Source organism: Streptomyces sp. NPDC005004 (genome assembly GCF_053600675.1).
The window spans coordinates 140,286-166,136 of sequence record NZ_JBSGAH010000012.1; the positions used below are offsets into that span (position 1 = coordinate 140,286).

A 25,851-nucleotide genomic window follows, 5' to 3' on the forward strand; every position below is an offset into this window, starting at 1 on the left:
CCTACTTGCCGTGAACAGGAGAACCCGCCGATGGGACGTCGCTCACCGCTCGCCCACGCACCCCGCGCAACCCCCGCGAAGCGACGCGCCGTGCAGTTCGACTGCGTCGTCAAGGCCATCGACAAGGCGCCGATCATTCTGGCGACGGACGCGTCAGTCAGCGGTGACGACGTCGGCACCGCCTACGTGGCCACCACGGGCGAGGCCGGGCTACGCGCCCACGTCTATCCGCGCTACCTCGTCAAGCCCCGCGTCCGCGTGGTCGTCACCGAACTCCGCGCCGTGTACTGGGGTTTGCGTCGGATTCTCGCCACTCATCCCGGGTGGGCCGTCGAGGTGCGCGTCGACAACCTGGATGCTCTCTGGAACTGCTGCGCGAATGGCGACGCGGCGGCAACCGGATGCCGGACGGCTACGAGACCCGACTGCGCTCCCAAGGGCGCAGCCCCAGCCTCGCCAAGTTGCAGATGTACGCGGAGTACACCCCCGAGCTCACTTTCGCCCACGAGAAGGCCCACGTGGGCCACCCACTCAATGAGGGCGCCGATTCCCTGGCCAAGCTGGGCCTGCGCTCGCTGCGCGGCGCGGTACCTGCGTCGGAGATCCTGCGGCTGGTCCCGCTCTGGGCGAGCGGGGCGCTGACCGAGTACCTGCGTAGCCAGAAGTGATCGCCGCATACCCCCGCATTTGTCACCCGTCCCGAGAGGAAGATCCACGATGCCCTCAGCAGATCACCCGGACATCCCGGCCCCGGCCGCGACCCCAGAGCCGGTCCGGGTTGGTGCCGAAGACGCGGCCGACAGGCCGGTTACCGCCGTACCCGGCCCTGCGCTGTCCGGGCCCGCCTCCCGCTGGTCACGGCTTCCGCGTGGTGTGGTCCTCACGATCGGCGGTCTACTCGGAGCCACCGTGGTGGGAGTGTGCTGGGCCGGCGTTTCGTGGGGGGACGGCGGCGGTGCCGACACGCGCGGCGCTGTGTCCGTGCGGGGCGGCGAGCGCGGCAAGGCGCCGAAGGAGAAGACGAAGGCACCATTCGGTACCGACGGCACACTGACCGTCGACGGCATCGGCGAGGACCTCGACACCGGGGACCTGTGCTCCGGGACGGGTGGTTACTCCGACATCGACTTCGGCACCCAGGTCACCGTCAAGGACGCCGCCGGCACCGTTGTCGCCATGGGGAGTCTGGAGTTCGGGCAGAAGACGGACGACGGATGCGAGTTCCCTTTCACGGTCGACGACATCACGCCGGGCTCGAAGTTCTACACGGTGGAGATCTCCCACCGCGGGGGCCTCACCCAGACCGAGAATCAACTACGCGAGGGCGACCTCGCCTTCACACTCGGCGACTGAGAATCCTCGATGATGCCGTGCTGGGCCCGGCTGATCGTCAAGCGTCCGTTCAGCCCGACGTGACCGGCAGGACGTCCGGGGACAGCGTCGCCGCCTGGGCCGAGGCCGCCGTCATGCGGCGCAGGTGGTGGCGGCGGCAGAGGACCTCGTAGCCGATTTCCTGTTCGGGGCGGTTGACGTCGCCGATGACGACCTGGGCACCCTCGACGACCATGTCGCCGCCGACGGTGCGGGCGTTGTGGGTGGCGCGGGCGCCGCACCAGCACAGGGCCTCGACCTGGAGGGCCTCTATGCGGTCGGCGAGTTCGATCAGGCGCTGGGAGCCGGGGAAGAGGCGGGTGCGGAAGTCGGTGGTGATGCCGAAGGCGAAGACGTCGAGGCCGAGGTCGTCGACGATGCGGGCGAGCTGGTCGATCTGCTCGGAGGTGAGGAACTGCGCCTCGTCGGCGATCACGTAGTCGACCTTGCCGCCCTTGGACAACCGGTGGACGAGGTAGCCGTAGAGGTCCATGCCGTCGGCCGCCTCGACCGCGTCGGTGACCAGGCCGAGGCGGGAGGACAGCTTGCCCTCGCCCGCACGGTCGTCGCGGGTGAAGATCAGGCCGACGAGGCCGCGCGCGGAGCGGTTGTGCTCGATCTGCAGAGCCAGCGTCGACTTCCCGCAGTCCATCGTTCCGGAGAAGAACACCAGCTCGGGCATGAGGAGTTGAGCACCTTTCAGGCAGTGGGGGGAGGGAGGGTCAGGAGCGTACTTCGAGCAGCGGGACGAGCTGCTCGGCGGGGGTCATGGAGCCGTGGTTGCCCACCATGAGCGACTCCTTCGGCTCCCGCTCGGACGCGGTGATCAGTACGTCGTCGTACGCGGCCGCGACCACGTCCCCGATGCGGAGGTACACACGGTCGTCCACGTGGGGGCCGAACCAGCCCGCCGCGATGGCCTCGTCGCGCGAGGCGATCCAGAAGCGGTCGCCGAGCACCTCGCGCCAGCAGGTGAGCACGTCGGACTCGGCGCCGGGGACGGCGTACACATGGCGGGCACGGCCCTCGCCGCCGAGCAGGGAGACGCCCGCGCGCAGCTCCCAGTCCTCGTCGAAGTCGATGCGGTGCTCGTCGCCGAAGGGGATGTCGACCATGCCGTGGTCGGCGGTGACGTAGAGCGCGCTGCGCGGGGGCAACTGCTCGGCCAGGCGCTGGGCGAGGCGGTCGACCGTCATGAGCTGGCCGCGCCAGGTGTCGGAGCCGACGCCGTAGCGGTGGCCCGCGCCGTCCAGCTCGGCGTAGTACGTGTAGACCAGCGAGCGGTCGCCGGCGGCGAGCTGCTCGGCGGCGACGTCCATGCGCTCCTCGCCGGTCAGCCGGCCGACGAAGGTGCCGCCGCTCAGCGCGACTTGGGTGAGCGGGGTGTCGCGGAAGGTGGGCGAGGAGACCTGCGCGGCGTGCACGCCCGCGCGCTCGGCCAGCTCGAAGACGGTCGGGTACGGCTGCCAGACGTGCGGCGGCGTCCAGGGGCGCCAGCGGAGCTGGTTCATCAGCTCGCCGGTCTCGGGGTTGCGGACCGTGTAGCCGGGCAGCCCGTGGGCGCCGGGGGGCAGGCCGGTGCCGACGGAGCCGAGCGAGGTCGCGGTGGTCGCCGGGTAACCGGCGGTGAGCGGGCGCCCGGTGCCGCCGCGCGAGGTGCCGAGCAGGGAGTTGAGGAACGGCGCCTCGTCGGGGTGGGCCCGCAGTTGCTCCCAGCCGAGGCCGTCGACCAGGAAGACGCAGACGCGGTCGGCGGGGGTCAGTTCGGTGATGGCGGCGGTGGCGCCCGGTACGCCGAGGCCCGCCGCGAGGGTGGGCAGGAGGTCGGCGAGCGAACCGCTGCCGTACTCCGGCAGCGGCGCGGTCTCCAGGGCGAGGGGTTCGTAGGCGTCCCAGGCGGCGGGCTGGGACATCAGCGCGCGGAGCCCGCGGTCGCCGTCGCCTCGGAGACGGCCTGGGCGAAGGCGAGCGCCTCGCGCACGGTCTCCGGGCCGTCGCCGGCCTCGCTGACGCGCAGGCTGAGGTCGTCGGCGGTGGAGCTGCCGGTGTAGCCGTGGTCGGCGTCGCAGTTGGGGTCGCCGCAGGCGGCGGGCTCCAGGTCCAGACGGCTGACCGCGCCCCAGCCGACGGTCAGGACGACCTCGCGGGGCAGGGTGCCGGGGGTGTACTTCTCCGGGTTGGCCACGACCCGGCTGACCACCACGGACGAGATCCGGCCGATCTTCACCGACTCCGTGGAGGTGGTGGCGTACGGCGTCGGGGAAGTGCTGTCGGCGGCCTGCTCGTCGGTGTGGCTGACGAGGAAACGGGTGTCGGTGAGGACCAGGACGGTGACATGACGGCGGACCTCGTTCTGGTCGAACGTCGTCTCCTGATGCACCAGGTACGACCGCACGGGCTCGCCGCCCACGGCGGCCTCCACCGCCTCGGCCACGAGGGCCGGGTAATAGCCGCTGCGCTCGATCGCCGCGCGGAGCCCCTGGGTCGTCGTACTGGTCTTGGCCATGGCGTCCATCCTAATCCGTGGAGGGGGGCGCTCCGGGCCAGTCGCGGGAGGGGGCGGGGTCTGGAAAGGGGTGTTCACGGGGGCGTGTGCGGGGGGTCACCTCGTGGCTCTGGATCACCGTCGGGGGTGGTTTCAGAAGTGGATCACGACAGAAGACGGCGGGCGACCGCCGTCCCGGGCCAGGGTCACTGGCCTGAGCGAGTGGCGGACCGGGCGCTCTCCCTTTGTAGGGCGCCCCGATCTCGTCGCCGGACTCGTACGGGAGCTGCTTGCCGGTCTCCCGGCTCCGTCGGGCGGAACGTCAGCGCGGTGATGCCGGCCGGGCGACGAAGCGGGCGAGTTCCCCGGCGGCGCCGCCGGGCAGGTCGGCGGTCGCCGCCTGGGGCAGTGTCGTGATCGCGGTGCGCAGCCGGGCGGCGAGGTCGGGGAAGAGGGTCCAGGCGGGGGCGGGGACTCGCGTGGTGGCGAGGAGGAGGTCGCCCTCGTGGAAGTGGGCGTCGAGGAGCGGATCTTCGAGGAGCAGGCGCACCGCGAGGGGGAGGACGAACGGCAGGGCCACCCGCTGGGAGACGAGGGTGCGCAGGTCCGCCGGGCCGAGGTCGCGCAGCGGGACGTGGCGCAGCTCGTGCACCTTGCGGACCAGACGCGTCGCGTCGGGGGCGGGAGGCGCCCAGCGTGGTGGGTCCAGGTCGTCGAGGGTGCGGTCGAGGTGCAGGAGATGGTCCACGGCAACCTCTAGTAGAGCGGCAGCGTGCGCGGGCCGAGGTCGTCGCGGGCCGGGGGCGGGGCCAGGCGGATCGTGGCGTCCAGGACGGTGAGGCCGTGCTGGGCCACGACCACCGGCTCCAGCGTGACCGCGACCACCTCCGGGTGGTCGTCCACGAGACGCGAGACCCTGAGCAGCAGCTCCTCCAGCGCGGGCGTGTCCACGGGGGTGGAGCCGCGCCAGCCGAAGAGGAGGGGGGCCGTGCGGATGGAGCGGACCAGTGAGGCCGCCTCGCGGTCGGTGACCGGGACCAGGCGGTGCGCGGTGTCCCCGAGCAACTGGGACGCGGCTCCGGCCAGCCCGAAGGACAGCACGGCGCCCGCCGCCGGGTCGATGACCGCCCGTACGACGGTGTCCACGCCGCGCGCCGCCATCGCCTGCACCACCGGCCGCAATTGCTCCGCCGGCCCGAACAGCTCGGTCAACTCCGCGTACGCCCGCCGCAGTTGCTCCTCGTCGGCGAGGTCGAGCCGCACTCCGCCGAGGTCGGCGCGGTGCCGTAGATGGGGGGCGGTCGCCTTGAGCGCGACGGGGTATCCGAGCGCGTGTGCCGCCTCGGCGGCGGCGTCGGGAGTGGGTGCGGGCAGCGCGGGACGCACCCGAATCCCGTACGCGGCCAGCAGCTCCCGCGTCTCCTCGGGTCCGACCGCCAGCCCCTCCCCGCGCTCCAGCAGACCGGCGATCAGCTTGGCCGCGCCCCGCTCGTCGATGTCCTCGTACTCCGGCACCTTCCCGGGCTCGGTCGCCTCCCGCCGCCACTGCGCGTACTTCACGGCTTCGGCGAGGGCGCGAACGGCTCGCTCGGCGGCGGGATAGGCGGGGATGAGACGGGGGCGGGGGGCCGGGGGCGCGGAGGCGGACCCGCTCCGCGCCGGGGGGCCGGAGGCGCCGGGCGCCAACGGCGTGCCGCGTACGGCGGGTGGCCGGACGGGGGGCGTGGGGGTGGCGGCGGAGTGCTGCTCGGCTGCCCGGTCGCCCGCAGGGGCGGACGCGGCCTCTTCGGTCTCGGCTGTACTCCCCGCACCGGCCGCACTCCCCTCCGCCTCCCGGGCGGAGCCCACCCCGGCGGACCCCGTCCCGTCCGCTCCGTCCGCCGGAGGCAGTGGCGCCGGCGCCGTGCTCGTGGCCAGCGACAACGCCTCCGCCAGGCCGCCCAGCTCCACGTGAACCACCAGCACCGGCTTGTCCGGAGCCGCGGCGGCAGCCGTACGCAGCGCCTCCGCCAGCTCCGCGTCGTCGGGAGACGCCTCGCCGATCGCCGGGATCGCCGTGACGACCACCGCGTCGGAGGTGTCGTCCGCCAGGGCGTGGGACAGGGCGCGGTGGAAGTCGGCGGCCGTCGCCGAGGTGGTGAGGTCGATCGGGGTGGTGGGCTGGAGACCCTCGGCCAGGCATCGGTCGTAGGTGAGCATTCCGAGGGACTCGGAGTTGCCGAGGATCGTCACGCGGGGGCCCGCGGGGAGCGGCTGGCGGGCCAGCAGGAGCCCCGCGTCGACCAGTTCCGTGATCGTGTCGACGCGGATGACGCCCGCCTGGCGGAGCAGGGCGGACACCGTGTCGTGCGGGAGGCGGGTGGCGCGCACCGCGTGGCCCTGCGGAGCCGAGCCGGCGCTCTGGACCACCACCAGCGGCTTGGCGGCGGCCGTACGACGGGCGAGGCGGGTGAACTTGCGGGGGTTGCCGATGGACTCCAGGTACATGAGGACGACATCGGTGTCGGGGTCGTCGAACCAGTACTGGAGGACGTCGTTGCCGGAGACGTCGGCGCGGTTGCCGGAGGAGACGAAGGTGGAGACGCCGGTGACCCCGGTGATGCCGCCCCCGCGCCGGTGCAGCCGGGAGAGAAGGGCTATGCCGATGGCGCCGGACTGCGCGAACATCCCGATCCGGCCCGGCCGGGGCATCTGCGGGGCGAGGGAGGCGTTGAGGCGGACGTCGGACGCCGTGTTGATGACGCCGAAGGCGTTCGGGCCGATGATCCTCATGCCGTACGCCCGCGCCTGCCGCACCAGTGCCCGCTGCCGCTCCCGTCCCTCGGGCCCGATCTCGGCGTACCCGGCGGAGAGCACGACGAGACCCTGCACCCCGTGCGCCCCGCACTCGGCGACGACGGCGGGCACCCGGTCCGCGGGGACGGCCACGACCGCGAGGTCCACCGGGCCCTCGATGTCCCGCACCGAGCGGTACGCCCGGACCCCGTCGATCTCCTTGACGTCCTCGGGGAAGGCGGAGTTGACGGCGTGCAGCGGCCCCCGGTACCCGGCGTCGCGGATATTGCCGAGCACGCTGCGCCCGACCCCGCCCGGCGCGCGGCCGACGCCGATGACGGCGACGGAGCCGGGCGCGAGCAGCCGTCGTACCGACCGCGCCTCCGCCCGCTGTTCCCGCGCCCGCTGCACCGCGAGGGAGCGGTCCGTGGGTTCGAGGTCGAACTCCAGCCGGACGACGCCGTCCTCGAAGCTCCGCTTCTGGGTGTACCCGGCGTCCGTGAACACCTTGATCATCTTGGTGTTGGCGGGCAGCACCTCGGCGGCGAACCGGCGGATGCCGCGCTCGCGCGCGACGGCCGCGATGTGCTCCAGGAGCGCGGAGGCCACGCCCCTGCCCTGGTGCGCGTCCTGCACCAGGAAGGCGACCTCCGCCTCGTCGGCCGGCGCCGAGGCGGCCATGCCGTCGGTGCCGATGCGGTCGTAGCGTACGGTGGCGATGAACTCGCCGCCGACCGTGGCGGCGAGCCCCACACGGTCCACGAAGTCGTGGTGCGTGAAGCGGTGGACGTCCTTGGCGGAGAGCCGGGGGTACGGCGCGAAGAAGCGGTAGTACTTCGACTCGTCGGAGACCTGCTCGTAGAAGCTGACGAGACGCTCGGCGTCGTCGGCCGTGATGGGCCGGATGCGCGCGGTGCCGCCGTCGCGCAGCACCACGTCCGCCTCCCAGTGGGCGGGGTACTCGTGCCGGTCCTGCCGGTCCGCCGGGGTCTGCATGGGCCCCAGAGTACGGCTCGCGTACGACAACGGCGCGAGGCAACCTGTGGGGAAACGGAAGTCGGGCCGAGGCCGCGGTCCGACGACCGGTCCGGAGGGGTGAAGTGCCGCTCCGGGCACGTTTCCCAGTGTGGGAAACTGGTCTAGACAACCTGAGAGACTGAAGGGCAGCATCACATGGCTGAGCGCCGCGTCAACGTCGGCTGGGCCGAGGGCCTCCACGCCCGCCCCGCTTCCATCTTCGTCCGAGCCGCCACGGCCACAGGCGTCCCGGTCACCATCGCCAAGGCCGGCGGCACGCCGGTCAACGCGGGCTCGATGCTCGCCGTCCTCGGCCTGGGCGCCCAGGGTGGCGAGGAGATCGTCCTCGCCTCCGACGCCGAGGGCGCGGAGGCCGCGCTGGAGCGGCTGGCCAAGCTGGTCGCCGAGGGTCTGGACGAGCTGCCCGAGACCGTCTGAATCGCACGGCGAAGGTCTCGTCCCGTCAATCACGGAAACCGCGTCACCTGTTCCGGGTGGCGCGGTTTCCGCGTTTTCACACACGGATGCGAGAGCGCGCTCGAATTCATGGAACACAGAGAAAAAGGGCAGCAGGAAACGCCGCCACCGAAATAGCTGTTCTTTGTATACAGCGGCCGTGTTAATTCCGCTGACCCGCTGTGTTTACAACATGTTGCGGCTGCCGCAGCCGGTGCGCGAACGCCGCGCGCTCGGCGTGCAGCGCCGTGAGCGACCGCGCGCGGTCGCCGTCCCCGCGCGCCACCGCGTCCACGATCGCGCCGTGCTCGGCCCAGGACTCGACCGGGTTCGCGGGGACCTCCACCGTGTACATCCAGGCGATCTTGTGCCGCACCTGGGTGAGCATCGCGGTCAGCGACTGACTGCCCGCGGCCTGCCCGAGCGTCTCGTGGAACCAGCCGCCCAGCGCCCGCAGGTCCTCGCTGTTCCCGCGCCTGGCCCGCTCCTGCCCGAGCCTGACCAGGCCCCGCAGCACCTTGAGGTGGGCCTCGGTGCGCCGTTGCGCGGCCCGGGCGGCACCCAGCGGTTCGAGGAGGCGGCGCATCTCCAGCAGATCGGCGGCCTCCCGCTCGGTCGGCTCGGCCACGCACGCGCCGGCGTGCCGCCGGGTCACCACGAAGCCCTCCGCCTCCAGCGTGCGCAGCGCCTCGCGGACGGGGACGCGCGAGACGCCGTAGCGGCGGGCGAGGACCTCCTCGGTCAGGCGGCTGCCGCGCTCGTGGACCCCGGCGACGATGTCGTCCCGGATCGCCGTGCACACCGAATGCGCCGGAATACGCATGAGCCACCTCCGCCTTAATCCCCGTGAAACGCCGACGATGGACGTCTGTTCCGTGACTCTATTGCAATGCGCGGGAATTTCCGACGGCGGGCCGGAATTCATGGCTCTTTTTTGGACAGCGGAGCCGGGCGACGAACGAACGACGCGGCGGGAAACGGCGTGGAAAGGGCGGGAGCCCCGGCGGCGGTGCGGACCGGGGCTCCCTGGGGTGCGGCGCGTGTACGGCGCCGGGCGTCACGTCGGCTTCGGACGCGGCTCGGCCTCAGACGTCCAGGCCGTGCTTGCGGAGGTAGCCGACCGGGTCGACGTCCGAGCCGTACTCGGGGCTCGTACGGGCTTCGAAGTGCAGGTGCGGTCCGGTCGCGTTGCCGGTCGCGCCGGACAGGCCGATCTGCTGCCCCGGGGTGACCTTCTGGCCCACCGTGACACCGAGGGACGACAGATGACCGTACTGGGTGTACATCCCGTCGGCCATGCGGATCACGACCTCGTTGCCGTACGCCCCGCCCCACCCCGCGGAGACGACGGTGCCCGCGCCGACCGCGTGGACCGGCGTCCCGCTCGCGGCGTGGAAGTCGATGCCGGTGTGGCTGCCGGAGGACCACAGGGAGCCGCCGGTCTTGTAGCCGGTGGAGACGTAGGAGTGGGCGATCGGCAGGACGAAGGCGTTGAGCCGCTCCCGCTCGGCGGCACGGGCCGCGCGGATCTCGGCCTGGCGTGCCTCCCTCAGACGCGCGGCGGCGGCCTGCTGGGCTGCCGTGCGCTCGGCGGCGGCCCGCTGCGCGGTCGCCTGGGCGTCGATCTCGGCGGCGAGGTCGTCGTTGACGCTGATGACCGGGGTGAGACCGGTCTGCTCGGCCACGTGATCGGCGGCGAGGGCCGGGGAGGCCGTGAGGGTGCCGACGACACCGGTGGTGGTGAGGGCCGCGACTCCGGCTGCCCGAGCGGTGGTACGCGTGACACGTCCGGGCCTGCGGTGCTTCCCGGTGGCGCACATGAACGCCATGTGGTGGCTGGTCCTTTCCTTCCCTCACGCCTACCGGGTTAGCTGACAGGTTCGGAGAGGAAGGTCTCCTACGGAACTCCCCCGCTCGCGCGTGGGCGTCCGATTCACCTCGGGAACATGGTTCCCCGGCTCCCCTGGCTCGCGCCATGCGGGGACTCGGCGTCGGCTGTCCGGTGCCGCGGGCGCGGCGCACTGCCTGACGGACAGCCCGGAAGAAGCTAATGGGGACGGCGGCCGATTCTCAAACCACTCAGGGTGTTTGTAGCGCACGACACAGGGCAGACGGGCAACCTCCGCATCAATCCGGACATTTGCCGACCCGCTCTCGCACGAAAGGGCCCTGACGGATCGTCGGCCGTCAGGGCCCCTGCGCGCGGGTGTGGACGCTCGTCCCGCTACTCCGCCGACACCACGGTGACCGGACCGATCCCGAGGGCCTCCACCGGCTCCTTGATCTGAGCGGCGTCACCGACGAGGACGGTCACCAGCCGGTCCGCAGGGAACGCGTTCACGACGGCCGCGGTGGCCTCCACGGTGCCGGTCGCGGCCAGGCGGCGGTACAGCTCGGCCTGGTAGTCGTCGGGCAGGTGCTGCTCGACCTGGTCGGCCAGCGTCCCGGCGACGGCGGCGGCCGTCTCGTACTTCAGCGGGGCGACCCCCACCAGGTTCTGCACGGCCACGTCCCGCTCGGCGTCGGTCAGGCCCTCCGCCGCGAGGGTGTTCAGCACGGTCCACAGGTCCGCGAGCGCGGGACCGGTGTTCGGCGTGTCCACCGAGCCGCTGATGGCGAGCATCGAGGCGCCCGTGCCGTCGGCGGAGGAGCGCAGCACCTGGCCGAAGGCGCGCACGCCGTAGGTGTAGCCCTTCTCCTCGCGCAGGACGCGGTCCAGGCGGGAGGTGAGGGTGCCGCCGAGGCAGTAGGTGCCGAGCACCTGCGCGGGCCACACCCGGTCGTGCCGGTCGGCGCCGGTGCGGCCGATGAGCAACTGGGTCTGGACGGCGCCGGGCCGGTCCACGATGACCACACGGCCGGTGTCGTCGGCCGTGACCGCCGGCACCGGGCGGGGGGTGCCCGGCGTGCCCGTCCAGGCACCGAGGGTCTCGGTGAGCAGCCCGTCCAGGTCGGTGTCGGTCAGGTCGCCCACGACGACCACGGTGGCCGTGGCCGGGCGCACATGGCGGTCGTAGAAGGCGCGCACGGCGGGCGCGTCGATCTTCTCGACGGTGTCCTCGGTGCCCTGGCGCGGACGGGACATGCGCGCGGAGGCCGGGAACAGCTCCTTGGACAGCTCCTTGGCGGCGCGGCGGGCCGGGTTGGCCAGCTCGTGCGGGATCTCGTCCAGGCGGTTGCGGACCAGGCGCTCCACCTCGCTCTCGGCGAAGGCCGGGTCGCGCAGGGCGTCCGCGAGCAGGCCGAGCCCCTTGGGCAGCCGGGAGGCCGGGACCTCCAGGCTGAGCCGGACGCCGGGGTGGTCGGCGTGCGCGTCGAGCGTGGCGCCCGCGCGCTCCAGCTCGGCGGCGAACTCCTCGGCGCTCAGCTCGCCGGTGCCCTCGGAGAAGGCGCGCGCCATGATCGTGGCGACACCGTCGAGACCCGCCGGTTCGGCGTCCAGCGGCGCGTCGAGCAGCACCTCGACGGCGACGACCTGCTGGCCGGGGCGGTGGCAGCGCAGCACGGTGAGACCATTGTCCAGCGTGGAGCGCTCGGGGGCCGGGAACGCCCACGGCTTCGCCTCGCCCGGCTGCGGCTGGGGGTGGAACTCCATGGTGGCGAGCTCGGTCACTTGGCCGTCTCCTCGTTGTCGTTGCCGGCCTCTACGGTGGCTTCGTGCTCCGGGTCGTCGGGCAGGTCGGCGTCCTCGACCGCCTCCGGGGACTTGGGCTCGTAGACGAGGACCGCGCGGTTGTCCGGGCGCAGCCGGGCCTTGGCGACCTCGCGGACCTCCTCCGGGGTCACCTCGAGGACCCGCTGGACCGCGGTCAGGGCGAGCTGCGGGTCGCCGAACAGGACGGCGAACCGGCACAGTTCGTCGGCGCGGCCCGCGACCGTGCCGAGCCGGTCCAGCCACTCGCGCTCCAACTGGGCCTGGGCGCGCTCCATTTCCTCGGGAGTCGGGCCCTCCTCGGCGAAGCGGGCCAGCTCCTCGTCGATGGCGGCCTCGATGACCGGCACCTCGACGTCGCCGGAGGTCTTCACGTCCAGCCAGCCCAGCGAGGGGGCACCGGACAGGCGCAGCAGCCCGAACCCGGCCGCGACGGCCGTACGGTCGCGGCGCACCAGGCGATTGTAGAGGCGAGAGGACTCGCCGCCGCCGAGGATGGTCAGCGCGAGGTCGGCCGCGTCGCTCGCGCGCGTGCCGTCCTCCGGGAGGCGGTAGGCGGCCATCAGGGCGCGCGCCGGGACCTCCTCGACGACGACCTCGCGCAGCTCCTCGCCGATCACCTCGGGCAGCGCTCCGTCGCGCGGGGCGGGCTTGCCGTCGTGGCCGGCGATGGAACCGAAGTACTTCTCGATCCAGGCGAGCGTCTGCTCGGGGTCGATGTCGCCGACCACGGACAGCACCGCGTTGTTCGGCGCGTAGTACGTACGGAAGAACGCGCGCGCGTCCTCGAGAGTGGCCGCGTCCAGGTCGGCCATGGAGCCGATCGGCGTGTGGTGGTAGGGGTGGCCCTCGGGATAGACCATGGAGGTCAGCTTCTCGAAGGCGGTGCCGTAGGGGACGTTGTCGTAGCGCTGGCGGCGCTCGTTCTTGACGACGTCGCGCTGGTTCTCCATGGACTCGTCGTCCAGGGCGGCCAGCAGGGAGCCCATGCGGTCGGCCTCCAGCCAGAGGGCGAGCTCGAGCTGGTGGGCGGGCATGGTCTCGAAGTAGTTGGTGCGCTCGAAGCTCGTCGTGCCGTTGAGCGAGCCGCCCGCGCCCTGGACCAGCTCGAAGTGGCCGTTGCCCTTGACCTGGCCCGAGCCCTGGAACATCAGGTGCTCGAAGAGGTGGGCAAGACCGGTGCGGCCCTCGACCTCGTGCCGGGAGCCGACGTCGTACCAGAGGCAGACCGCCGCCACCGGGGTCAGGTGGTCCTCGGAGAGCACCACGCGCAGACCGTTGGCCAGGCGGTGCTCGGTCGCTGTCAGGCCCCCGGAGCCTGCCTGGGCGGTGGTCGTGTGACCCATGGGCATGTACGTCCCTTCGCAAGCGGAGGCGGTCGAAAGAAACCGCTGTTTTCCTGCCGTTCCTGCCACTGTATGCAAAGCGTGCGAGGGCCCGGCGGAGTTCCCGCCGGACGTACGCCCTGAGCGGATCGCGTAGCCTGCGTCAGGCGTGCTCATGGCGGGCGCGGTACCGGACGGCGCCGGATTGCGCGGTGGCCGGACCGGGCGGACCGCCGGACGCCGGGGTGCCCCCCTCTCGGACCGGGGCGCGGCCCGCCGTGTCAGTGCCTCGGTCCACAATGGTCCGCGTCAGATCCGTCAACCGCCTCAGCAAGGAGCCGGCAGCGATGGCCCGCCGCAGTACGAAGACCCCGCCGCCCGACGACGCGTACGAGGAGAAGATCCTCGACATCGACGTCGTGGACGAGATGCGTGGCTCCTATCTGGAATACGCGTACTCGGTCATCTACTCCCGAGCCCTGCCGGACGCCCGCGACGGCCTGAAGCCGGTGCACCGGCGCATCGTCTATCAGATGAACGAGATGGGTCTGCGCCCCGAGCGCGCGTACGTCAAGTGCGCCCGCGTGGTCGGCGAGGTCATGGGCAAGCTGCACCCGCACGGCGACACGTCGATCTACGACGCCCTCGTGCGCATGGCCCAGCCCTTCTCGATGCGCGTCCCCCTGGTCGACGGCCACGGCAACTTCGGCTCGCTGGGCAACGACGACCCGCCGGCCGCCATGCGGTACACCGAGTGCCGGATGGCCGAGGCGACGAGCCTGATGACCGAGTCCATCGACGAGGACACGGTCGACTTCGCGCCGAACTACGACGGCCAGGAGCAGGAGCCGGTGGCCCTCCCGGCCGCCTTCCCGAACCTGCTGGTCAACGGCGCCTCCGGCATCGCGGTCGGCATGGCGACCAACATGCCCCCGCACAACCTGCGCGAGGTCGTCGCGGCCGCCCGCCACCTCATCCGGCACCCGGGCGCGGACCTGGACGCCCTGATGCGGCACGTCCCCGGCCCCGACCTGCCCACCGGCGGCCGGATCGTCGGCCTGGACGGCATCCGCGACGCGTACGCGACGGGCCGCGGCACCTTCAAGATCCGCGCCACGGTCGCCGTCGAGACGGTCACCGCCCGCCGCAAGGGCCTGGTCGTCACCGAACTGCCCTTCACGGTCGGCCCCGAGAAGGTCATCGCGAAGATCAAGGACCTGGTCAACGCGAAGAAGATCCAGGGCATCGCGGACGTCAAGGACCTCACCGACCGCGAGCACGGGCTGCGTCTGGTCATCGAGATCAAGAACGGCTTCGTGCCGGAGGCCATCCTGGAGCAGCTCTACAAGCTGACGCCCATGGAGGAGTCCTTCGGCATCAACAACGTCGCCCTGGTCGACGGCCAGCCGCTCACCCTGGGTCTCAAGGAACTGCTGGAGGTCTACCTCGACCACCGCTTCGAGGTCGTGCGCCGCCGCAGCGAGTTCCGCCGCGGCAAGCGCCGGGACCGGCTCCACCTGGTCGAGGGCCTGCTCACCGCGCTGGCCGACATCGACGAGGTCATCCGGCTGATCCGCTCCAGCGAGAACTCCGCGCAGGCCAAGGAGCGCCTGGTCGAGCGCTTCGGGCTGAGCGACATCCAGACGCAGTACATCCTGGACACCCCGCTGCGCCGCCTGACCAAGTACGACCGGATCGAGCTGGAGGCCGAGAAGGACCGGCTCAGCCAGGAGATCGAGGAGCTGACCCGCGTCCTGGAGTCGGACGCCGAGCTGCGCAAGATGGTCTCCAACGAACTGGCCGCCGTCTCCAAGAAGTTCGGCACCGACCGGCGCACGGTCCTGCTGGAGTCCACCGCCTCGCAGGTCGCCACGGTGCCGCTCCAGGTGGCCGACGACCCGTGCCGGGTGCTGCTCTCCTCGACCGGCCTGCTGGCCCGCACGTCGAACGCCGAACCCGTTCCGCAGGACGGCGGGCGCACCAAGCACGACGTGATCGTCTCGGCCGTCCACGCGACCGCGCGCGGTGAGATCGGCGCGGTCACCTCGGCCGGCCGGCTGCTGCGGATCAACGTGGTCGACCTGCCGCAACTGCCCGACACCGCGACCGCGCCGAACCTCTCCGGCGGCGCGCCCCTCGCGGAGTTCGTGTCCCTGGAGGACGACGAGACGGTGGTCTGTCTGACCACCCTCGACGAGTCGTCACCAGGACTCGCGCTCGGCACCGAGCAGGGCGTGGTCAAGCGCGTGGTGCCCGACTACCCGTCCAACAAGGACGAGTTGGAGGTCATCACCCTCAAGGAGGGCGACCGGATCGTCGGCGCGGTGGAGCTGCGCACCGGCGAGGAGGACCTGGTGTTCATCACCGACGACGCCCAGCTCCTGCGCTACCAGGCGAACCAGGTGCGTCCGCAGGGCCGTCCGGCGGGCGGTGTGGCGGGCATCAAGCTCGCCGACGGCGCGAAGGTGATCTCGTTCACGGCGGTCGATCCGGCCGCCGACGCGGTGGTGTTCACGGTCGCGGGCTCCCGCGGCACGCTCGACGACTCGGTCCACACGACGGCCAAGCTGACCCCGTTCGACCAGTTCCCGCGCAAGGGACGGGCCACGGGCGGCGTCCGCTGCCAGCGGTTCCTGAAGGGCGAGGACTGTCTGTCCCTGGCCTGGGCGGGACCGGTACCGGCACGGGCGGCACAGAAGAACGGTCTCCCGGCGGAGCTGCCGGAGCTCGACCCGCGCCGGGACGGCTCCGGTACGTCGCTGGCGAAGCCGGTGGCCGTGGTGGCCGGACCGGTGCTGTAGCGGCGGTTCCAGCCGGTCGCCGGCGGAACTCCCCCTATGTGCCGGGCTCGTCCTCGGAGCCCGGCACATAGCGCAGGACACCCCACATGGCGTGCTCGTCGGGCTCGGCGACGCCGTCGGCGTCCTCGGTGCGGCAGGCGTCGAGTTCCTTGCCCAGGGCGCCGGTGTCGATGCCGGAGCCGATGAGGACGAGCTGGGTGAGACGGTCCCCGTCCCGCGGCGGCCAGGGCTCGGGGTGGAAGCGCAGGAAGCGGCCGACGGCGTGCACGGCGTACCGGTTGCCGGTGTCGTGCGGCCCGAAGTCCACGTACCCCTTGATCCGGTACAGCCCGTCCGGCCTGCTGTCCAGGAACCGCATCAGCGCGCGGGGGTCCATGGGCACGGCGGAGGTGAAGGACAGGCTGTCGTAGCCGGTGTGGAAGTGGCTGCCGTGCCCGTCCTCCCCTTCCTGCTGCCGGTCCCCTTCCTGGTGCAGGTCGTCGAAGGAGAGCTGGCCGATGCGCTCCTCGCCGGGCCTGCAATCGAAGAGGAACTCCGGGTCGATGCGGCCGTAGGTGGCCGCGACGACCGGGGCGCCGTCGGTGAGTGCGCGCACCTGCGCGAGGACCCGATCGGCGTCCTCGGCCCGGTCGAGCTTGTTGACCACGACGAGGTCCGCGAGCGCGAGATGCCGGTCGATCTCGGGGTGCCGGGTCCGGGTCGCGTCGAACTCGGCCGCGTCCACGACCTCGACGAGCCCGCCGTACACGATTCCGGGCAACTCGCTGGCCAGCACCATCCGCACCAGCTCCTGCGGCTCCGCGAGCCCGCTGGCCTCGATGACGATCACGTCGATGCCGACGGCGGGCGCGGCGAGCCGCTCCAGGTAGGAGTCGAGTTCGCTCGCGTCGACCGCGCAGCACAGACAGCCGTTGCCGAGCGACACGGTGGAGTCGCCGAGCGCGCCCGCGACCGCCATGGCGTCGATCTCGATGTCCCCGAAGTCGTTGACGATCGCGCCGATCCTGCTGCCCCCGCTGCGGTGCAGCAGGTGGTTGAGGAGCGTGGTCTTGCCGGACCCGAGGAACCCGGCGAGGACGACGACCGGGATCTGCTGCGGACTCCTGCTGCTCCCCACCTCGCGGCACCCTTCCTTCGGTTCTCCCCGGCGACCGCGTACCCACGCGGCGCCCGGCGGACGGACTGTCCGGCCAGGATACGAGGGGTGCGGACGCGGAATCCGGCTGTGGGGCGGGACCGGTGCCGTCCCGCGCCGGACGGCACCGCCGGGGGCCGGGGGTCGTCCCCGCATCGGCACCCGGACATACCCCCACCGGGGAGCAGACGGAGGTCAAGTCAGGTTAGGCTCACCTGTGTGAGTAGGTGTGCGACCGTCTCCCGGAGCCTCGACGAGCCCGTTTCCGGTACGGCGGCCACGGCGACGACGTGGCTGCTGCTGGAACAGCCCGGGCCGTGGGGCGTCAAAGCGCTCACGTCGAGCCACCTCGACCCCGCGCTCGGCCGCGCCCTGGAGGCCGCCGCCCAGGGCACGGGGGTGCGCATCGTGCTGATCCGGCGCCCGGGGCGCCACGCGGACCCCGGAGCGCCCTTGGAGCGCCGGGTGTACGTCGCCCACACCGTCCCCGGCGACGTGTGGCTGTACGAGGCCACCACCCGTGATCCGCACCGGCTGCTCGGCCTGGACTTCGCCGCGCTCGGCGCGGGCGATCCGCGTTCCCTCGCCTCGGTGCTCGGCGCCCGCCCGCACACCGGCGACCCGCTCGCGCTCGTGTGCACCAACGGCAAGCGCGACCGCTGCTGCGCCCTGCTCGGCCGTCCGCTGGCCGCCGAACTCGTCGCCTCCGGCGTGCCGGGCGTCTGGGAGGTCACTCATCTGGGTGGACACCGCTTCGCCCCGACGGTGCTCGTCCTGCCGTACGGCTACGCGTACGCCCGCGCGGAGGCCCACACCGTCAAGCAGGCCCTGCACAGCGCCGAGGAAGGGCGCGTCATGGTCGAGGACAACCGGGGCTGCTCCGCCTGGGAACGCCCGGGCCAGGCCGCCGAACTGGCCGTGCGGTCGGCCGCGGGCGTGTACGAGGCGGGCGTGCTGAGCGTCGTACGCACCGAGGGCGCTGCCCCGCGCTGGGAGGTCACCGTCACCCACACGGATGGCCGTGCCTGGCGGGTCGTCATCGAGCAGACGGCGTCCCTGCCACCCCGTCCGGAGAGCTGCGGCGCGACGGTGCTCGGGTCACCGGGCCGACTGGACGCCGTGGCGGTTCACGAACTGCGGACGGCGACGCCGGTCGGCTGACCGCGCCGACGGGCCGGCCGGCCAAGACGTCTCTCGCGCCACCCCTGGGCCCCGGGCCCGTCCGGAGCGTACGGTCCAGGCCATGAGTGCCGCTTCCCCCGCCCGCCGTGTCCGCCTCGGACTCCCCCGGCGGATGTTCTCGCAGGTCCTGCTGATGCAGGTGACCACCGCCGCGGGCGTCGCGATCCTGGCGACCGGGCTGTTCCTCGCCCCGCTGAGCAGGCAGCTCGACCAGGAGGCGATGCGCCGGGCACTGGTCATCGCGCAGACCACGGCGCAGGACCCGGCCATCGCCGAGGGCGTCCTGACGACCCGGCCCACCCGCACCGGCCCCGTGCAGCGCGAGGCGGAGCGGATCAGGCTGGCGACCCGCGCCGAGTACATCGTCGTCATGGACACCCGGGGCGTGCGCTGGTCCCACCCCACGCCCGGCGAAATCGGCCGCCATGTCTCCACCAGCCCGCGCCGCGCCCTGGCCGGCACCCAGGTGATGGAGATCGACCGGGGCACGCTCGGCCGCTCGGCGCGCGGCAAGGTGCCGCTGTACGACGCCGGTCACCGCATCGTCGGCGCGGTCTCCGTCGGCATCGCCTACGACAGCGTGCGCGCCCGGCTGGTGAGCGCGGTGCCGGGACTCCTGGCGTACGCCGGGGGCGCGCTCGCGGTGGGCGCGCTCGCCGGGTGGCTGATCTCCCGCCGGGTCCAGCGGCAGACCCGTGACCTGGCCTTCTCCGACATCTCGGCGCTGCTCGCGGAGCGCGAGGCGATGCTGCACGGCATCCGGGAGGGGGTGGTCGCGCTCGACCGCGCGGGCCGGATACGGCTGCTCAACGACGAGGCGGCCCGGCTGCTCGACCTCGGCGACGAGGCGGTGGGGCGCTCTCCCGACGAGACGCTGGGCGAGGGCCGGGTGACGGACGTGCTGGCGGGCCGGGTCACCGGCACCGACCTGCTCGCCGTGCGCGGACCGCGTGTCCTGGTCGCCAACCGGATGCCCACCGGCGACGGCGGCGCCGTGGCCACCCTGCGCGACCGCACCGAACTGGAGCGCCTCGGCCGTGAACTCGACTCCACCCGGGGCCTGATCGACGCCCTGCGCGCCCAGGACCACGAACACGCCAACCGGCTGCACACCCTGCTGGGTCTGCTGGAACTGGAGATGTACGACGACGCGGTGGAGTTCATCGGCGAGGTGGTCGGAGACCACCGGGCCACCGCCGAACAGGTCACCGAGAAGATCCGGGACCCGTTGCTGGCCGCCCTGCTGGTGGGCAAGGCGACCGTCGCCGCCGAACGCGGGGTCGCCCTGCGGCTGTCCGGGCGCACCTGGATACCGGACCGGTTGGTCGATCCCCGCGCGCTGGTCACGGTGGTCGGCAACCTCGTGGACAACGCCCTGGACGCGGTCGCGGGCACCCCGCACGCGCGCGTGGAGGCCGAGCTGTACGCCGAGGACCGTACGGTCGTCCTCCGCGTCCGCGACACCGGGCCCGGGGTGCCCGAGGGTCGGCGCGAGTCGGTGTTCACCGAGGGCTGGTCCACGAAGGAGCCGCCCGCGCACGGCAAGCGGGGCATCGGGCTGGCGCTGGTACGACGGCTCGCGCAGCGGCAGGGCGGCAGCGCGACGGTGGGGGCGGCGGAGGGCGGGGGCGCGGAGTTCACGGTCGTGCTGCCGGAGGCGCTGAGCGAGGTCGGCGACAGGGCGGCGGCCGCGCCCCCGGCCACCGGGTCCGGGGGCGGGTCCGGGTCCGGCGCGTGGGGCGCGGCCGCCGAGGCGCGCTGAGGGGGTGTCAGCGGGCCGGGTGCCGGCGGGCCGTCACTTGGCCGCCTTCTCGGCGAACTCGGTGGTGTAGGTCTTCTTCAGGTCCACGTCGGCGTTCTTGATGTTCGGGTTGAAGGACTTGAGGACCTTCTCGACGGTCTCGGGCCCGTTCTCGGGCATCACGCCGTCCTTGGTGAACATCGGCAGCGTGCTCTTGATCGCCTCGGCGTAGAGCTTCTTGTCGCCCTGGGAGTAGTCGGCGGGCATCTTCGCGGCGATCTCGTCGGCGCTGTGCGAGGACATCCACTTCAGCGTGCGGACGAAAGCGTCGGCCAGCTTCTGCACGGTCGCCTTGTGGCTGTTCACCCAGTCGCTGCGCATGTAGAGGCTGGAGGACGGGTAGGGCCCGCCGAGCGCCTTCCGCGAGCCTTCGGGCGTGCGCATGTCGACCAGGACGCTGCCGGCCTTCTTCTCCAGGATCGTGGCGACGGTCGGGTCGGTCGTCATGCCCGCGTCGATGGAGCCCTTCTGGAGCGCGGCGATGAATGTCGGCCCCGCGCCGACCGCGACCGGGCTGAACTCGTTGACCTTCACCCCGTGCTTGACCGCGAGGTACTTGGTGAGGAAGTCGGTGGACGACCCGAGCCCGGTGACCCCGAGCTTGCGGCCCTTGAAGTCGCCGGGCGAGGTGATCTCGCCCTCGCGCTTGGCCGAGACGACCTCCACCTCGCCGGGTGCCTGCGAGAACTGTACGACGGACTCGACCGACTTGCCCTTCACCTGGAGGTCGAGGGTGTGGTCGTAGAAGCCGACGCAACCCTGGACCTGGCCGGAGACGAGCGCGGTCTCGGCCTGGACCCCGGCGGGCTCGGTCAGCAGTTCCACGTCGAGCCCGGCGTCGCGGAAGTAGCCGAGGCGCTGGGTGAGCATCGCGGGCAGGTAGATGACCTTGTCCAGGCCGCCGACCATGATCTTGACCTTCTCGCCCTTGCCGCCGCTGCCCGACGAGGTCGTGCCGGCCACGTCGTTGGCGCAGGCGGTGAGGGAGGAGACTGCGAGGAGACAGGCGGTGGCGAGGGAGGCGTAGCGGGCGCGGGTGCGCATGGGTGTCACGTCCTTGTGAGCGGGGGCACGGGATGCGGGCGGGTGGGGCAACAGAGCGGTCACTGCTCGGAGTTCGTCGGCTTCCAGCGGAAGATGCGGCGCTCCGCGAAGGTCAGCAGTCCCTCCGCGAGCAGGGCCACGACCGCGAGGATGACCATCGCGGCGTACACACCGGCGGAGTTGAGGGTGCCCTGCGACTGGGCGACGAGCAGGCCGATGCCCCGGGTGGCGCCGATGTACTCGCCCACGATGGCGCCGATCAGCGCGAAGCCGAAGCTGACGTGGAGGCTGGTGAAGATCCACGAGGTGGCCGAGGGGATGACCACCTGGAGGGTGATCTGACGGTCGCTCGCGCCGAGCATCCGTGCGTTGGAGACGAGGTTGCGGTCCACCTCGCGGGCGCCCTGGAAGGCGTTGAAGAACACCGGGAAGAAGACCAGCACCACGGCGGAGGCGACCTTGGAGGCAGGGCCGAGCCCGAACCAGATCAGGAAGACCGGCGCCAGGACGATCCGGGGAATCGAGTTGAGCACCTTGATGTACGGACCGAGCAGGTCGGCGAGGAAGGCGACCCGGCCGAGCGCGATACCGAGGACGACACCGGCCGCGACGCCGATGAACCAGCCGAGCAGCGCCTCGTACAGCGTGTACCAGATCTGCTCGCCCAGCGAACCGAGCGCCGTCCCGTGCAGCGTCCAGGACTGGATCTGGTCCCAGATGGCCGACGGCATCGAGAAGTTGAACGGGTCGATGACCTTCGCGCGGGACAGCCCCTCCCACAGGCCCAGCACGGCCACGAGGAGCAGTACCCGGGCGGCCACGACGACCGCCTTGCGCCTGCGGGCGGCGCGCGCCCGCGACTGCGCGCGGTCGGGGGCCTTGGCGGTGGTGACCAGGGGCGTGGCCAGGGTCTCAGGCGACATGCGCGGCACCTCGCTCACGGGTGATGCGGACCTCTTCGCCGAGGGAGGCCCAGATCTCGCGGTAGATCTCGATGAACCGCGGCTCCAGGCGCACCGACTCGACCTTGCGGGGGCGGGGCAGGTCGATGTCGAAGACCTGCTTCACGGTCGCGGGTCCGGCGGTCATCACCACGACCTTGTCGGCCAGGGCGATGGACTCCTCCAGGTCGTGGGTGACGAACACGACGGAGGCGCCGGTGCCCTCCCACAGCTCCAGCAGCTCGTCGGACATCAGCGCCCGGGTCTGCACGTCGAGCGCGGAGAACGGCTCGTCCATGAGCAGGATCTCGGGGTCGTTGACGAAGGTGGCGGCGAGGGCGACGCGCTTGCGCTGGCCGCCGGAGAGCTGGTGCGGGTAGCGGTCCTCGAACGCGGCGAGCCCGACCCGGGCCAGCCACGCGCGGGCCTTCTCCTTGGCCTCCGCCTTGGGCACGCCCCGGAAGCGCGGGCCCGCCATCACATTGGCCAGCACGGTCCGCCAGGGGAAGGTGGCGTCCTGCTGGAAGACGAAGCCGACCTTGCCGCCGACCCCGTCGACCGGCTCCCCGGCCACCAGCACCTCGCCGTCGCTGGGCTCTTCCAGCCCGCTGACGAGGGTGAGCGTGGTGGACTTGCCGCAGCCGGTGGGGCCCACGACGGCGACGAACTCGCCGCGCCCCACGGTCAGGTCCAACTCCCGGACAGCCGTGTGCAGTTCGCCGGACGGCGTCCTGAAGTTCTTGGTCGCGCCCCTCAGCTCGATGGCGGGGCTGGTGTCTGCGCTCATACCGGGGGACGGTAGGTGTGGCCCCTGCCACGGCAGCAGTCTTGTGAGCGCAACCCGTTCTTTTGCTCGCAAGAGGCTGTTGTGCTCGTTTTGCTCACGCTAGAACTGCGGAGCCGAAACACGGGCTTAACGCGCGGGCCCCTTGCACGCCGGCCTGGGAAGGGTGGGCCTCATGATTGACGTCCTGGTGGTGGACGACGACTACCGCGTTGCCGAGATCAACGCCAAGTACGTGGGAAAGGTTCCCGGCTTCCGGGTCACCGCCCGCGCGCACAGCGCCGCCCAGGCCCTGGCCGCCGTCGAGCGCGGCAGCATCGACCTGGTGCTGCTCGACCACTATCTGCCGGACGGCACCGGCCTCGAACTCGTGCACCGGATGCGGCAGCACGGCCACGGCGCAGACGTCATCATGATCACGGCGGCGGGCGACGTGGCGACCGTCCAGCAGGCGATGCGCCTCGGTGCCCTGCACTATCTGGTCAAGCCCTTCACCTTCGCCGCTCTGCGCGGACGGCTGGACTCCTACGCCGCGCTACGCCGCACCATGGAACGCGTCGGCGGCCGTCAGGTGACCGGACAGGAGCAGGTCGACCGCATCTTCGGCGCCCTGCGCACCGCCCCGGCCCCGTCCGTGCCGGGCCTGCCCAGCGGCCACTCGGAACCCACCAACGAACTCATCTGCGAGGTCCTGCACCACGCCGACCACCCGCTGTCCGCCCACGAGGTCGCGGCCCGGACCGGCCTGAGCCGGTCCACCGCCCAGCGCTACCTCCGCCGCCTGGAACAGTCGGGCCGCCTGCGCCTCTCCCTCAAGTACGGCGACACCGGCCGCCCCGAGCACCGGTACGCCTGGGTGACACCCTGAACGCGACCGGCCGCCGGGGCCCTTCGTCGCCCTCGCTCAGACCGCTCCCGCGCCGGTCAGCGAACGCACCTCGGTCTCCGCGAACTTGGCCTCGTCCGGCACCTCCTCCGAGGTGACCGTCCCCAGCCATCCCGCCAGGAAGCCGAGCGGGATCGAGACGATCCCCGGGTTCTGCAGCGGGAAGTACTGGAAGTCCACGCCCGGGAACAGCGACCCGGGGCTGCCCGAAACCACCGGCGACAGCACCACCAGGACCAGCGCCGGGATCAGCCCGCCGTACACGGACCACACCGCGCCCCGCGTGGTGAACCCGCGCCAGAACAGCGAGTACAGCAGCGCCGGGAGGTTCGCCGACGCCGCCACCGCGAAGGCGAGACCGACCAGGAACGCGACGTTCAGGTTGCGGGCCAGCAGCCCCAGGGCGATGGCCACGACCCCGATGAAGGCCGCCGCGACCCGCGCCACGGTCACCTCACTGCGTACCTTGGCCGTCGGCCGGCGCAGCGACGCGTACAGATCGTGCGCCACCGACGCCGACGAGGACAGGGTGATCCCGGCGACCACCGCGAGGATCGTCGCGATGGCCACGGCCGCCACCACCGCGAACAGAACGGTGCCGCCGGTCGACTCGGCACCGCCGCCCAGGTCGAGCGCGAGCAGCGGAATCGCCGTGTTCCCGGCCGCGTTGGAGGCGCGCAGGGCGTCCGCGCCGACGACCGCGGTCGCCGCGAACCCGAGGATGATCGCCATCAGGTAGAAGCCGCCGATCAGCCCGATGGACCACACCGTGGACCGCCGGGCGGCCCGCGCGGTCGGCACCGTGTAGAACCGCGACAGGATGTGCGGCAGCCCCGCCGTGCCGAAGACCAGCGCGAGACCCAGGCTGATGAAGTCCAGCCGCGCCGTCCAGCCGCCGCCGTACTTCAGCCCCGGCGCCAGGTAGCGCAGTCCGTTCCCGCTGCGCTCCGCCGCCGTCACCAGCAACTGGTTGAGGTCGCCGTGGAAGCGCACCAGCACCATCACGGTCAGCGCGATCGTCCCGACGAGCATCAGGACCGCCTTGACGATCTGGATCCAGGTGGTCGCCCGCATCCCGCCCAGGGACACATAGACCACCATCAGCGCGCCGACGCCGATGACCGTCCACGCCTGTGCGGCCGCGCTGGTGCGCCCGAGCAGCAGCGCCACCAGGCTGCCCGCGCCGACCATCTGCGCCACCAGGTAGAGCACCGAGACGGTGACCGAGGACGTCCCGGTCGCGATCCGCACCGGCCGCTCGCTCATCCGCGCGGCCACCACGTCGGCCAGGGTGAACCGCCCGCAGTTGCGCACCAGTTCCGCCGCGAGGAACAGCACGAGCAGCCACGCCACGAGGAACCCCACGGCGTACAGCAGGCCGTCGTATCCGTACAGCGCGATGAGACCCGCAACGCCCAGGAAGGAGGCGGCCGAGAGATAGTCCCCGGAGATCGCGAACCCGTTCTCCAGCGGGGTGAAGAGCCGTCCGCCCGCGTAGAACTCCTCCGCCGAACCGTGTCGCCGACGGCTCACCCAGGTCGTGATGCCCAGCGTCACGGTGACGAAGACGCTGAACAGAACAAGTGTCAGCGTCTGGTGATGACTCGTCACAGCAGACCTCCCCGGACGCCTCGGGTCAGTTCCTGGGTGTCCCAGCGCAGTTCCAGCGCGGCCCGGTCCCGGTGCAGCCGCGCGTGCCGGGCGTAGGCCCAGGTGAGCAGGAAGGTGCTGACGAACTGGCCGAGCCCCGCGAGCATTCCCACGTTCACCGCACCCGCCACGGGCCGGGCCATGAGCCCCGGCGCGGCCGTCGCGGTGACCACGTAGCCCACGTACCAGAGGAAGAAGGCCACGACCGCCGGGACCACGAACCGCCGGTACCGGCTGCGGACTTCCTGGAACGCCTCGCTGCGCTGCACCTCGAGATACACATCCCGGGCCCGGACGGTCACCGCCTCGGCCTCACCACGCGCGGCCGGCACGGTCGGTGCGGGCCGGCCCACTCCGTCCAGGTCGGCGCGGCCGGTGGTCTGCGTGTCGTGCCAAGGGTCCTCGTGCCGGACATCGGGGGAAGTCACGCCCTGCTCTTCCTGGTTGTCGGCCGCACCGCGGGGGCTGTCCTCGGCCCCGTGGGTCCGGCCGTTGCTCGACTGCATACCCAAGGATGGACAGATCGGGAAGATCCCCAACAGCTCC

22 protein-coding genes and 1 riboswitch are annotated in these 25,851 nt (G+C 72.1%); of the genes, 7 read left to right on the top strand and 15 right to left on the bottom strand.

Annotation, left to right across the window (positions count from 1 at the left end; translation table 11 throughout):
* The first annotated feature begins 323 nt into the window (after positions 1 to 323).
* Together ACWEEU_RS19185 and ACWEEU_RS19190 are read left to right on the top strand one after the other, a co-directional pair.
* Complete coding sequence (locus ACWEEU_RS19185) at positions 324 to 668, top strand: hypothetical protein (RefSeq protein WP_451733772.1); 345 nt, start codon at positions 324 to 326, stop codon at positions 666 to 668.
* Between the two features lie 307 nt (positions 669 to 975).
* Positions 976 to 1,353 carry a hypothetical protein gene (locus tag ACWEEU_RS19190; protein WP_451733774.1) on the top strand — a complete coding sequence of 126 codons (378 nt, stop codon included), beginning with the start codon at positions 976 to 978 and terminating at the stop codon, positions 1,351 to 1,353.
* Between the two features lie 49 nt (positions 1,354 to 1,402).
* Here the strand turns inward: ACWEEU_RS19190 and ACWEEU_RS19195 are convergent, their stop codons facing one another.
* The 5 genes from ACWEEU_RS19195 to ACWEEU_RS19215 all read right to left on the bottom strand — a co-directional run bounded on the left by ACWEEU_RS19195 (position 1,403) and on the right by ACWEEU_RS19215 (position 7,627).
* Positions 1,403 to 2,053, bottom strand: coding sequence for a thymidine kinase (locus ACWEEU_RS19195; protein WP_385742847.1), 651 nt, complete (start codon positions 2,051 to 2,053; stop codon positions 1,403 to 1,405).
* Between the two features lie 40 nt (positions 2,054 to 2,093).
* Positions 2,094 to 3,284, bottom strand: a complete 1,191-nt coding sequence (locus ACWEEU_RS19200) for an alkaline phosphatase family protein (RefSeq protein WP_385742845.1) — start codon at positions 3,282 to 3,284, stop codon at positions 2,094 to 2,096.
* Positions 3,284 to 3,886 carry a DUF5998 family protein gene (locus ACWEEU_RS19205; protein WP_199583892.1) on the bottom strand — a complete coding sequence of 201 codons (603 nt, stop codon included), beginning with the start codon at positions 3,884 to 3,886 and terminating at the stop codon, positions 3,284 to 3,286. The genes ACWEEU_RS19200 and ACWEEU_RS19205 overlap by 1 nt, the downstream gene beginning before the upstream one ends.
* Positions 3,887 to 4,178: 292 nt before the next feature.
* The gene (locus ACWEEU_RS19210) at positions 4,179 to 4,604 is read right to left on the bottom strand and encodes a contact-dependent growth inhibition system immunity protein (RefSeq protein WP_451733777.1); all 426 of its coding nucleotides are present in this window, start codon (positions 4,602 to 4,604) and stop codon (positions 4,179 to 4,181) included.
* An 8-nt stretch (positions 4,605 to 4,612) separates the two neighbouring features.
* Positions 4,613 to 7,627 (bottom strand): GNAT family N-acetyltransferase, encoded by a 3,015-nt coding sequence (locus ACWEEU_RS19215; protein ID WP_451733779.1) that lies wholly within the window; start codon positions 7,625 to 7,627, stop codon positions 4,613 to 4,615.
* Positions 7,628 to 7,804: 177 nt separating this feature from the next.
* Between ACWEEU_RS19215 and ACWEEU_RS19220 the strand changes: the two genes are divergently transcribed.
* Positions 7,805 to 8,086: an HPr family phosphocarrier protein gene (locus ACWEEU_RS19220; RefSeq protein ID WP_385742836.1), complete on the top strand. Its 282-nt coding sequence runs from the start codon at positions 7,805 to 7,807 to the stop codon at positions 8,084 to 8,086.
* A 181-nt stretch (positions 8,087 to 8,267) separates the two neighbouring features.
* On the opposite strand, the gene ACWEEU_RS19225 is transcribed toward ACWEEU_RS19220, so the two are convergent.
* The 4 genes from ACWEEU_RS19225 to ACWEEU_RS19240 all read right to left on the bottom strand — a co-directional run bounded on the left by ACWEEU_RS19225 (position 8,268) and on the right by ACWEEU_RS19240 (position 13,108).
* A complete protein-coding gene (locus ACWEEU_RS19225; RefSeq protein ID WP_385742834.1) occupies positions 8,268 to 8,927 on the bottom strand; it encodes a GntR family transcriptional regulator in 660 nt (219 codons plus the stop codon).
* A 262-nt stretch (positions 8,928 to 9,189) separates the two neighbouring features.
* Positions 9,190 to 9,933, bottom strand: a complete 744-nt coding sequence (locus ACWEEU_RS19230) for a M23 family metallopeptidase (protein ID WP_451733782.1) — start codon at positions 9,931 to 9,933, stop codon at positions 9,190 to 9,192.
* Between the two features lie 12 nt (positions 9,934 to 9,945).
* Positions 9,946 to 10,105: riboswitch (cyclic di-AMP (ydaO/yuaA leader) on the bottom strand.
* Between the two features lie 223 nt (positions 10,106 to 10,328).
* Entirely contained in the window at positions 10,329 to 11,717 is a 1,389-nt protein-coding gene (locus ACWEEU_RS19235) for a M16 family metallopeptidase (RefSeq protein WP_385742830.1), read from the bottom strand.
* Positions 11,714 to 13,108, bottom strand: coding sequence for a M16 family metallopeptidase (locus ACWEEU_RS19240; protein WP_451733784.1), 1,395 nt, complete (start codon positions 13,106 to 13,108; stop codon positions 11,714 to 11,716). Before ACWEEU_RS19240 ends, ACWEEU_RS19235 begins: the two co-directional genes overlap by 4 nt.
* Before the next feature lie 320 nt (positions 13,109 to 13,428).
* On the opposite strand from ACWEEU_RS19240, the gene ACWEEU_RS19245 reads away from it, so the two are divergent.
* On the top strand, positions 13,429 to 15,882 hold the full coding sequence (locus ACWEEU_RS19245; RefSeq protein ID WP_451733786.1) for a DNA gyrase/topoisomerase IV subunit A: 2,454 nt from the start codon (positions 13,429 to 13,431) through the stop codon (positions 15,880 to 15,882).
* A gap of 34 nt (positions 15,883 to 15,916) precedes the next feature.
* Here the strand turns inward: ACWEEU_RS19245 and ACWEEU_RS19250 are convergent, their stop codons facing one another.
* The gene (locus tag ACWEEU_RS19250; RefSeq protein ID WP_451733788.1) at positions 15,917 to 16,999 is read right to left on the bottom strand and encodes a CobW family GTP-binding protein; all 1,083 of its coding nucleotides are present in this window, start codon (positions 16,997 to 16,999) and stop codon (positions 15,917 to 15,919) included.
* 237 nt (positions 17,000 to 17,236) lie between these two features.
* Here ACWEEU_RS19250 and ACWEEU_RS19255 point away from each other — a divergent pair, with 237 nt between their 5' ends.
* On the top strand, positions 17,237 to 18,178 hold the full coding sequence (locus ACWEEU_RS19255; RefSeq protein ID WP_451733790.1) for a sucrase ferredoxin: 942 nt from the start codon (positions 17,237 to 17,239) through the stop codon (positions 18,176 to 18,178).
* An 82-nt stretch (positions 18,179 to 18,260) separates the two neighbouring features.
* On the top strand, positions 18,261 to 19,961 hold the full coding sequence (locus ACWEEU_RS19260) for an ATP-binding protein (protein WP_385742822.1): 1,701 nt from the start codon (positions 18,261 to 18,263) through the stop codon (positions 19,959 to 19,961).
* A 33-nt stretch (positions 19,962 to 19,994) separates the two neighbouring features.
* Here the strand turns inward: ACWEEU_RS19260 and ACWEEU_RS19265 are convergent, their stop codons facing one another.
* From ACWEEU_RS19265 to ACWEEU_RS19275, 3 genes are read right to left on the bottom strand one after another with little or no spacing between them, the layout of a single operon-like run.
* Positions 19,995 to 21,044: an ABC transporter substrate-binding protein gene (locus ACWEEU_RS19265; protein ID WP_451733792.1), complete on the bottom strand. Its 1,050-nt coding sequence runs from the start codon at positions 21,042 to 21,044 to the stop codon at positions 19,995 to 19,997.
* A gap of 59 nt (positions 21,045 to 21,103) precedes the next feature.
* The gene (locus tag ACWEEU_RS19270) at positions 21,104 to 21,967 is read right to left on the bottom strand and encodes an ABC transporter permease (RefSeq protein ID WP_385742818.1); all 864 of its coding nucleotides are present in this window, start codon (positions 21,965 to 21,967) and stop codon (positions 21,104 to 21,106) included.
* Entirely contained in the window at positions 21,957 to 22,772 is an 816-nt protein-coding gene (locus ACWEEU_RS19275; protein WP_385742816.1) for an ABC transporter ATP-binding protein, read from the bottom strand. Before ACWEEU_RS19275 ends, ACWEEU_RS19270 begins: the two co-directional genes overlap by 11 nt.
* Positions 22,773 to 22,944: 172 nt before the next feature.
* Here ACWEEU_RS19275 and ACWEEU_RS19280 point away from each other — a divergent pair, with 172 nt between their 5' ends.
* Positions 22,945 to 23,637 (top strand): response regulator, encoded by a 693-nt coding sequence (locus ACWEEU_RS19280; protein WP_451733795.1) that lies wholly within the window; start codon positions 22,945 to 22,947, stop codon positions 23,635 to 23,637.
* Between the two features lie 36 nt (positions 23,638 to 23,673).
* Here ACWEEU_RS19280 and ACWEEU_RS19285 read toward each other — a convergent pair whose 3' ends face one another.
* Together ACWEEU_RS19285 and ACWEEU_RS19290 are read right to left on the bottom strand one after the other, a co-directional pair.
* Positions 23,674 to 25,266, bottom strand: a complete 1,593-nt coding sequence (locus ACWEEU_RS19285) for a solute symporter family protein (RefSeq protein WP_451733797.1) — start codon at positions 25,264 to 25,266, stop codon at positions 23,674 to 23,676.
* A complete protein-coding gene (locus tag ACWEEU_RS19290) occupies positions 25,263 to 25,811 on the bottom strand; it encodes a DUF485 domain-containing protein (protein WP_385742810.1) in 549 nt (182 codons plus the stop codon). Before ACWEEU_RS19290 ends, ACWEEU_RS19285 begins: the two co-directional genes overlap by 4 nt.
* Positions 25,812 to 25,851: the final 40 nt, after the last annotated feature.

Bases quoted from the DNA above. Each gene is read 5' to 3' on its own strand.
- ACWEEU_RS19195 (WP_385742847.1), bottom strand. From the start codon at position 2,053: ATGCCCGAGCTGGTGTTCTTCTCCGGAACGATGGACTGCGGGAAGTCG.
- ACWEEU_RS19200 (WP_385742845.1), bottom strand. From the start codon at position 3,284: ATGTCCCAGCCCGCCGCCTGGGACGCCTACGAACCCCTCGCCCTGGAG.
- ACWEEU_RS19205 (WP_199583892.1), bottom strand. From the start codon at position 3,886: ATGGACGCCATGGCCAAGACCAGTACGACGACCCAGGGGCTCCGCGCG.
- ACWEEU_RS19215 (WP_451733779.1), bottom strand. From the start codon at position 7,627: ATGCAGACCCCGGCGGACCGGCAGGACCGGCACGAGTACCCCGCCCAC.
- ACWEEU_RS19220 (WP_385742836.1), top strand. From the start codon at position 7,805: ATGGCTGAGCGCCGCGTCAACGTCGGCTGGGCCGAGGGCCTCCACGCC.
- ACWEEU_RS19225 (WP_385742834.1), bottom strand. From the start codon at position 8,927: ATGCGTATTCCGGCGCATTCGGTGTGCACGGCGATCCGGGACGACATC.
- ACWEEU_RS19230 (WP_451733782.1), bottom strand. From the start codon at position 9,933: ATGGCGTTCATGTGCGCCACCGGGAAGCACCGCAGGCCCGGACGTGTC.
- ACWEEU_RS19240 (WP_451733784.1), bottom strand. From the start codon at position 13,108: ATGCCCATGGGTCACACGACCACCGCCCAGGCAGGCTCCGGGGGCCTG.
- ACWEEU_RS19245 (WP_451733786.1), top strand. From the start codon at position 13,429: ATGGCCCGCCGCAGTACGAAGACCCCGCCGCCCGACGACGCGTACGAG.
- ACWEEU_RS19260 (WP_385742822.1), top strand. From the start codon at position 18,261: ATGAGTGCCGCTTCCCCCGCCCGCCGTGTCCGCCTCGGACTCCCCCGG.
- ACWEEU_RS19265 (WP_451733792.1), bottom strand. From the start codon at position 21,044: ATGCGCACCCGCGCCCGCTACGCCTCCCTCGCCACCGCCTGTCTCCTC.
- ACWEEU_RS19270 (WP_385742818.1), bottom strand. From the start codon at position 21,967: ATGTCGCCTGAGACCCTGGCCACGCCCCTGGTCACCACCGCCAAGGCC.
- ACWEEU_RS19275 (WP_385742816.1), bottom strand. From the start codon at position 22,772: ATGAGCGCAGACACCAGCCCCGCCATCGAGCTGAGGGGCGCGACCAAG.
- ACWEEU_RS19280 (WP_451733795.1), top strand. From the start codon at position 22,945: ATGATTGACGTCCTGGTGGTGGACGACGACTACCGCGTTGCCGAGATC.
- ACWEEU_RS19290 (WP_385742810.1), bottom strand. From the start codon at position 25,811: ATGCAGTCGAGCAACGGCCGGACCCACGGGGCCGAGGACAGCCCCCGC.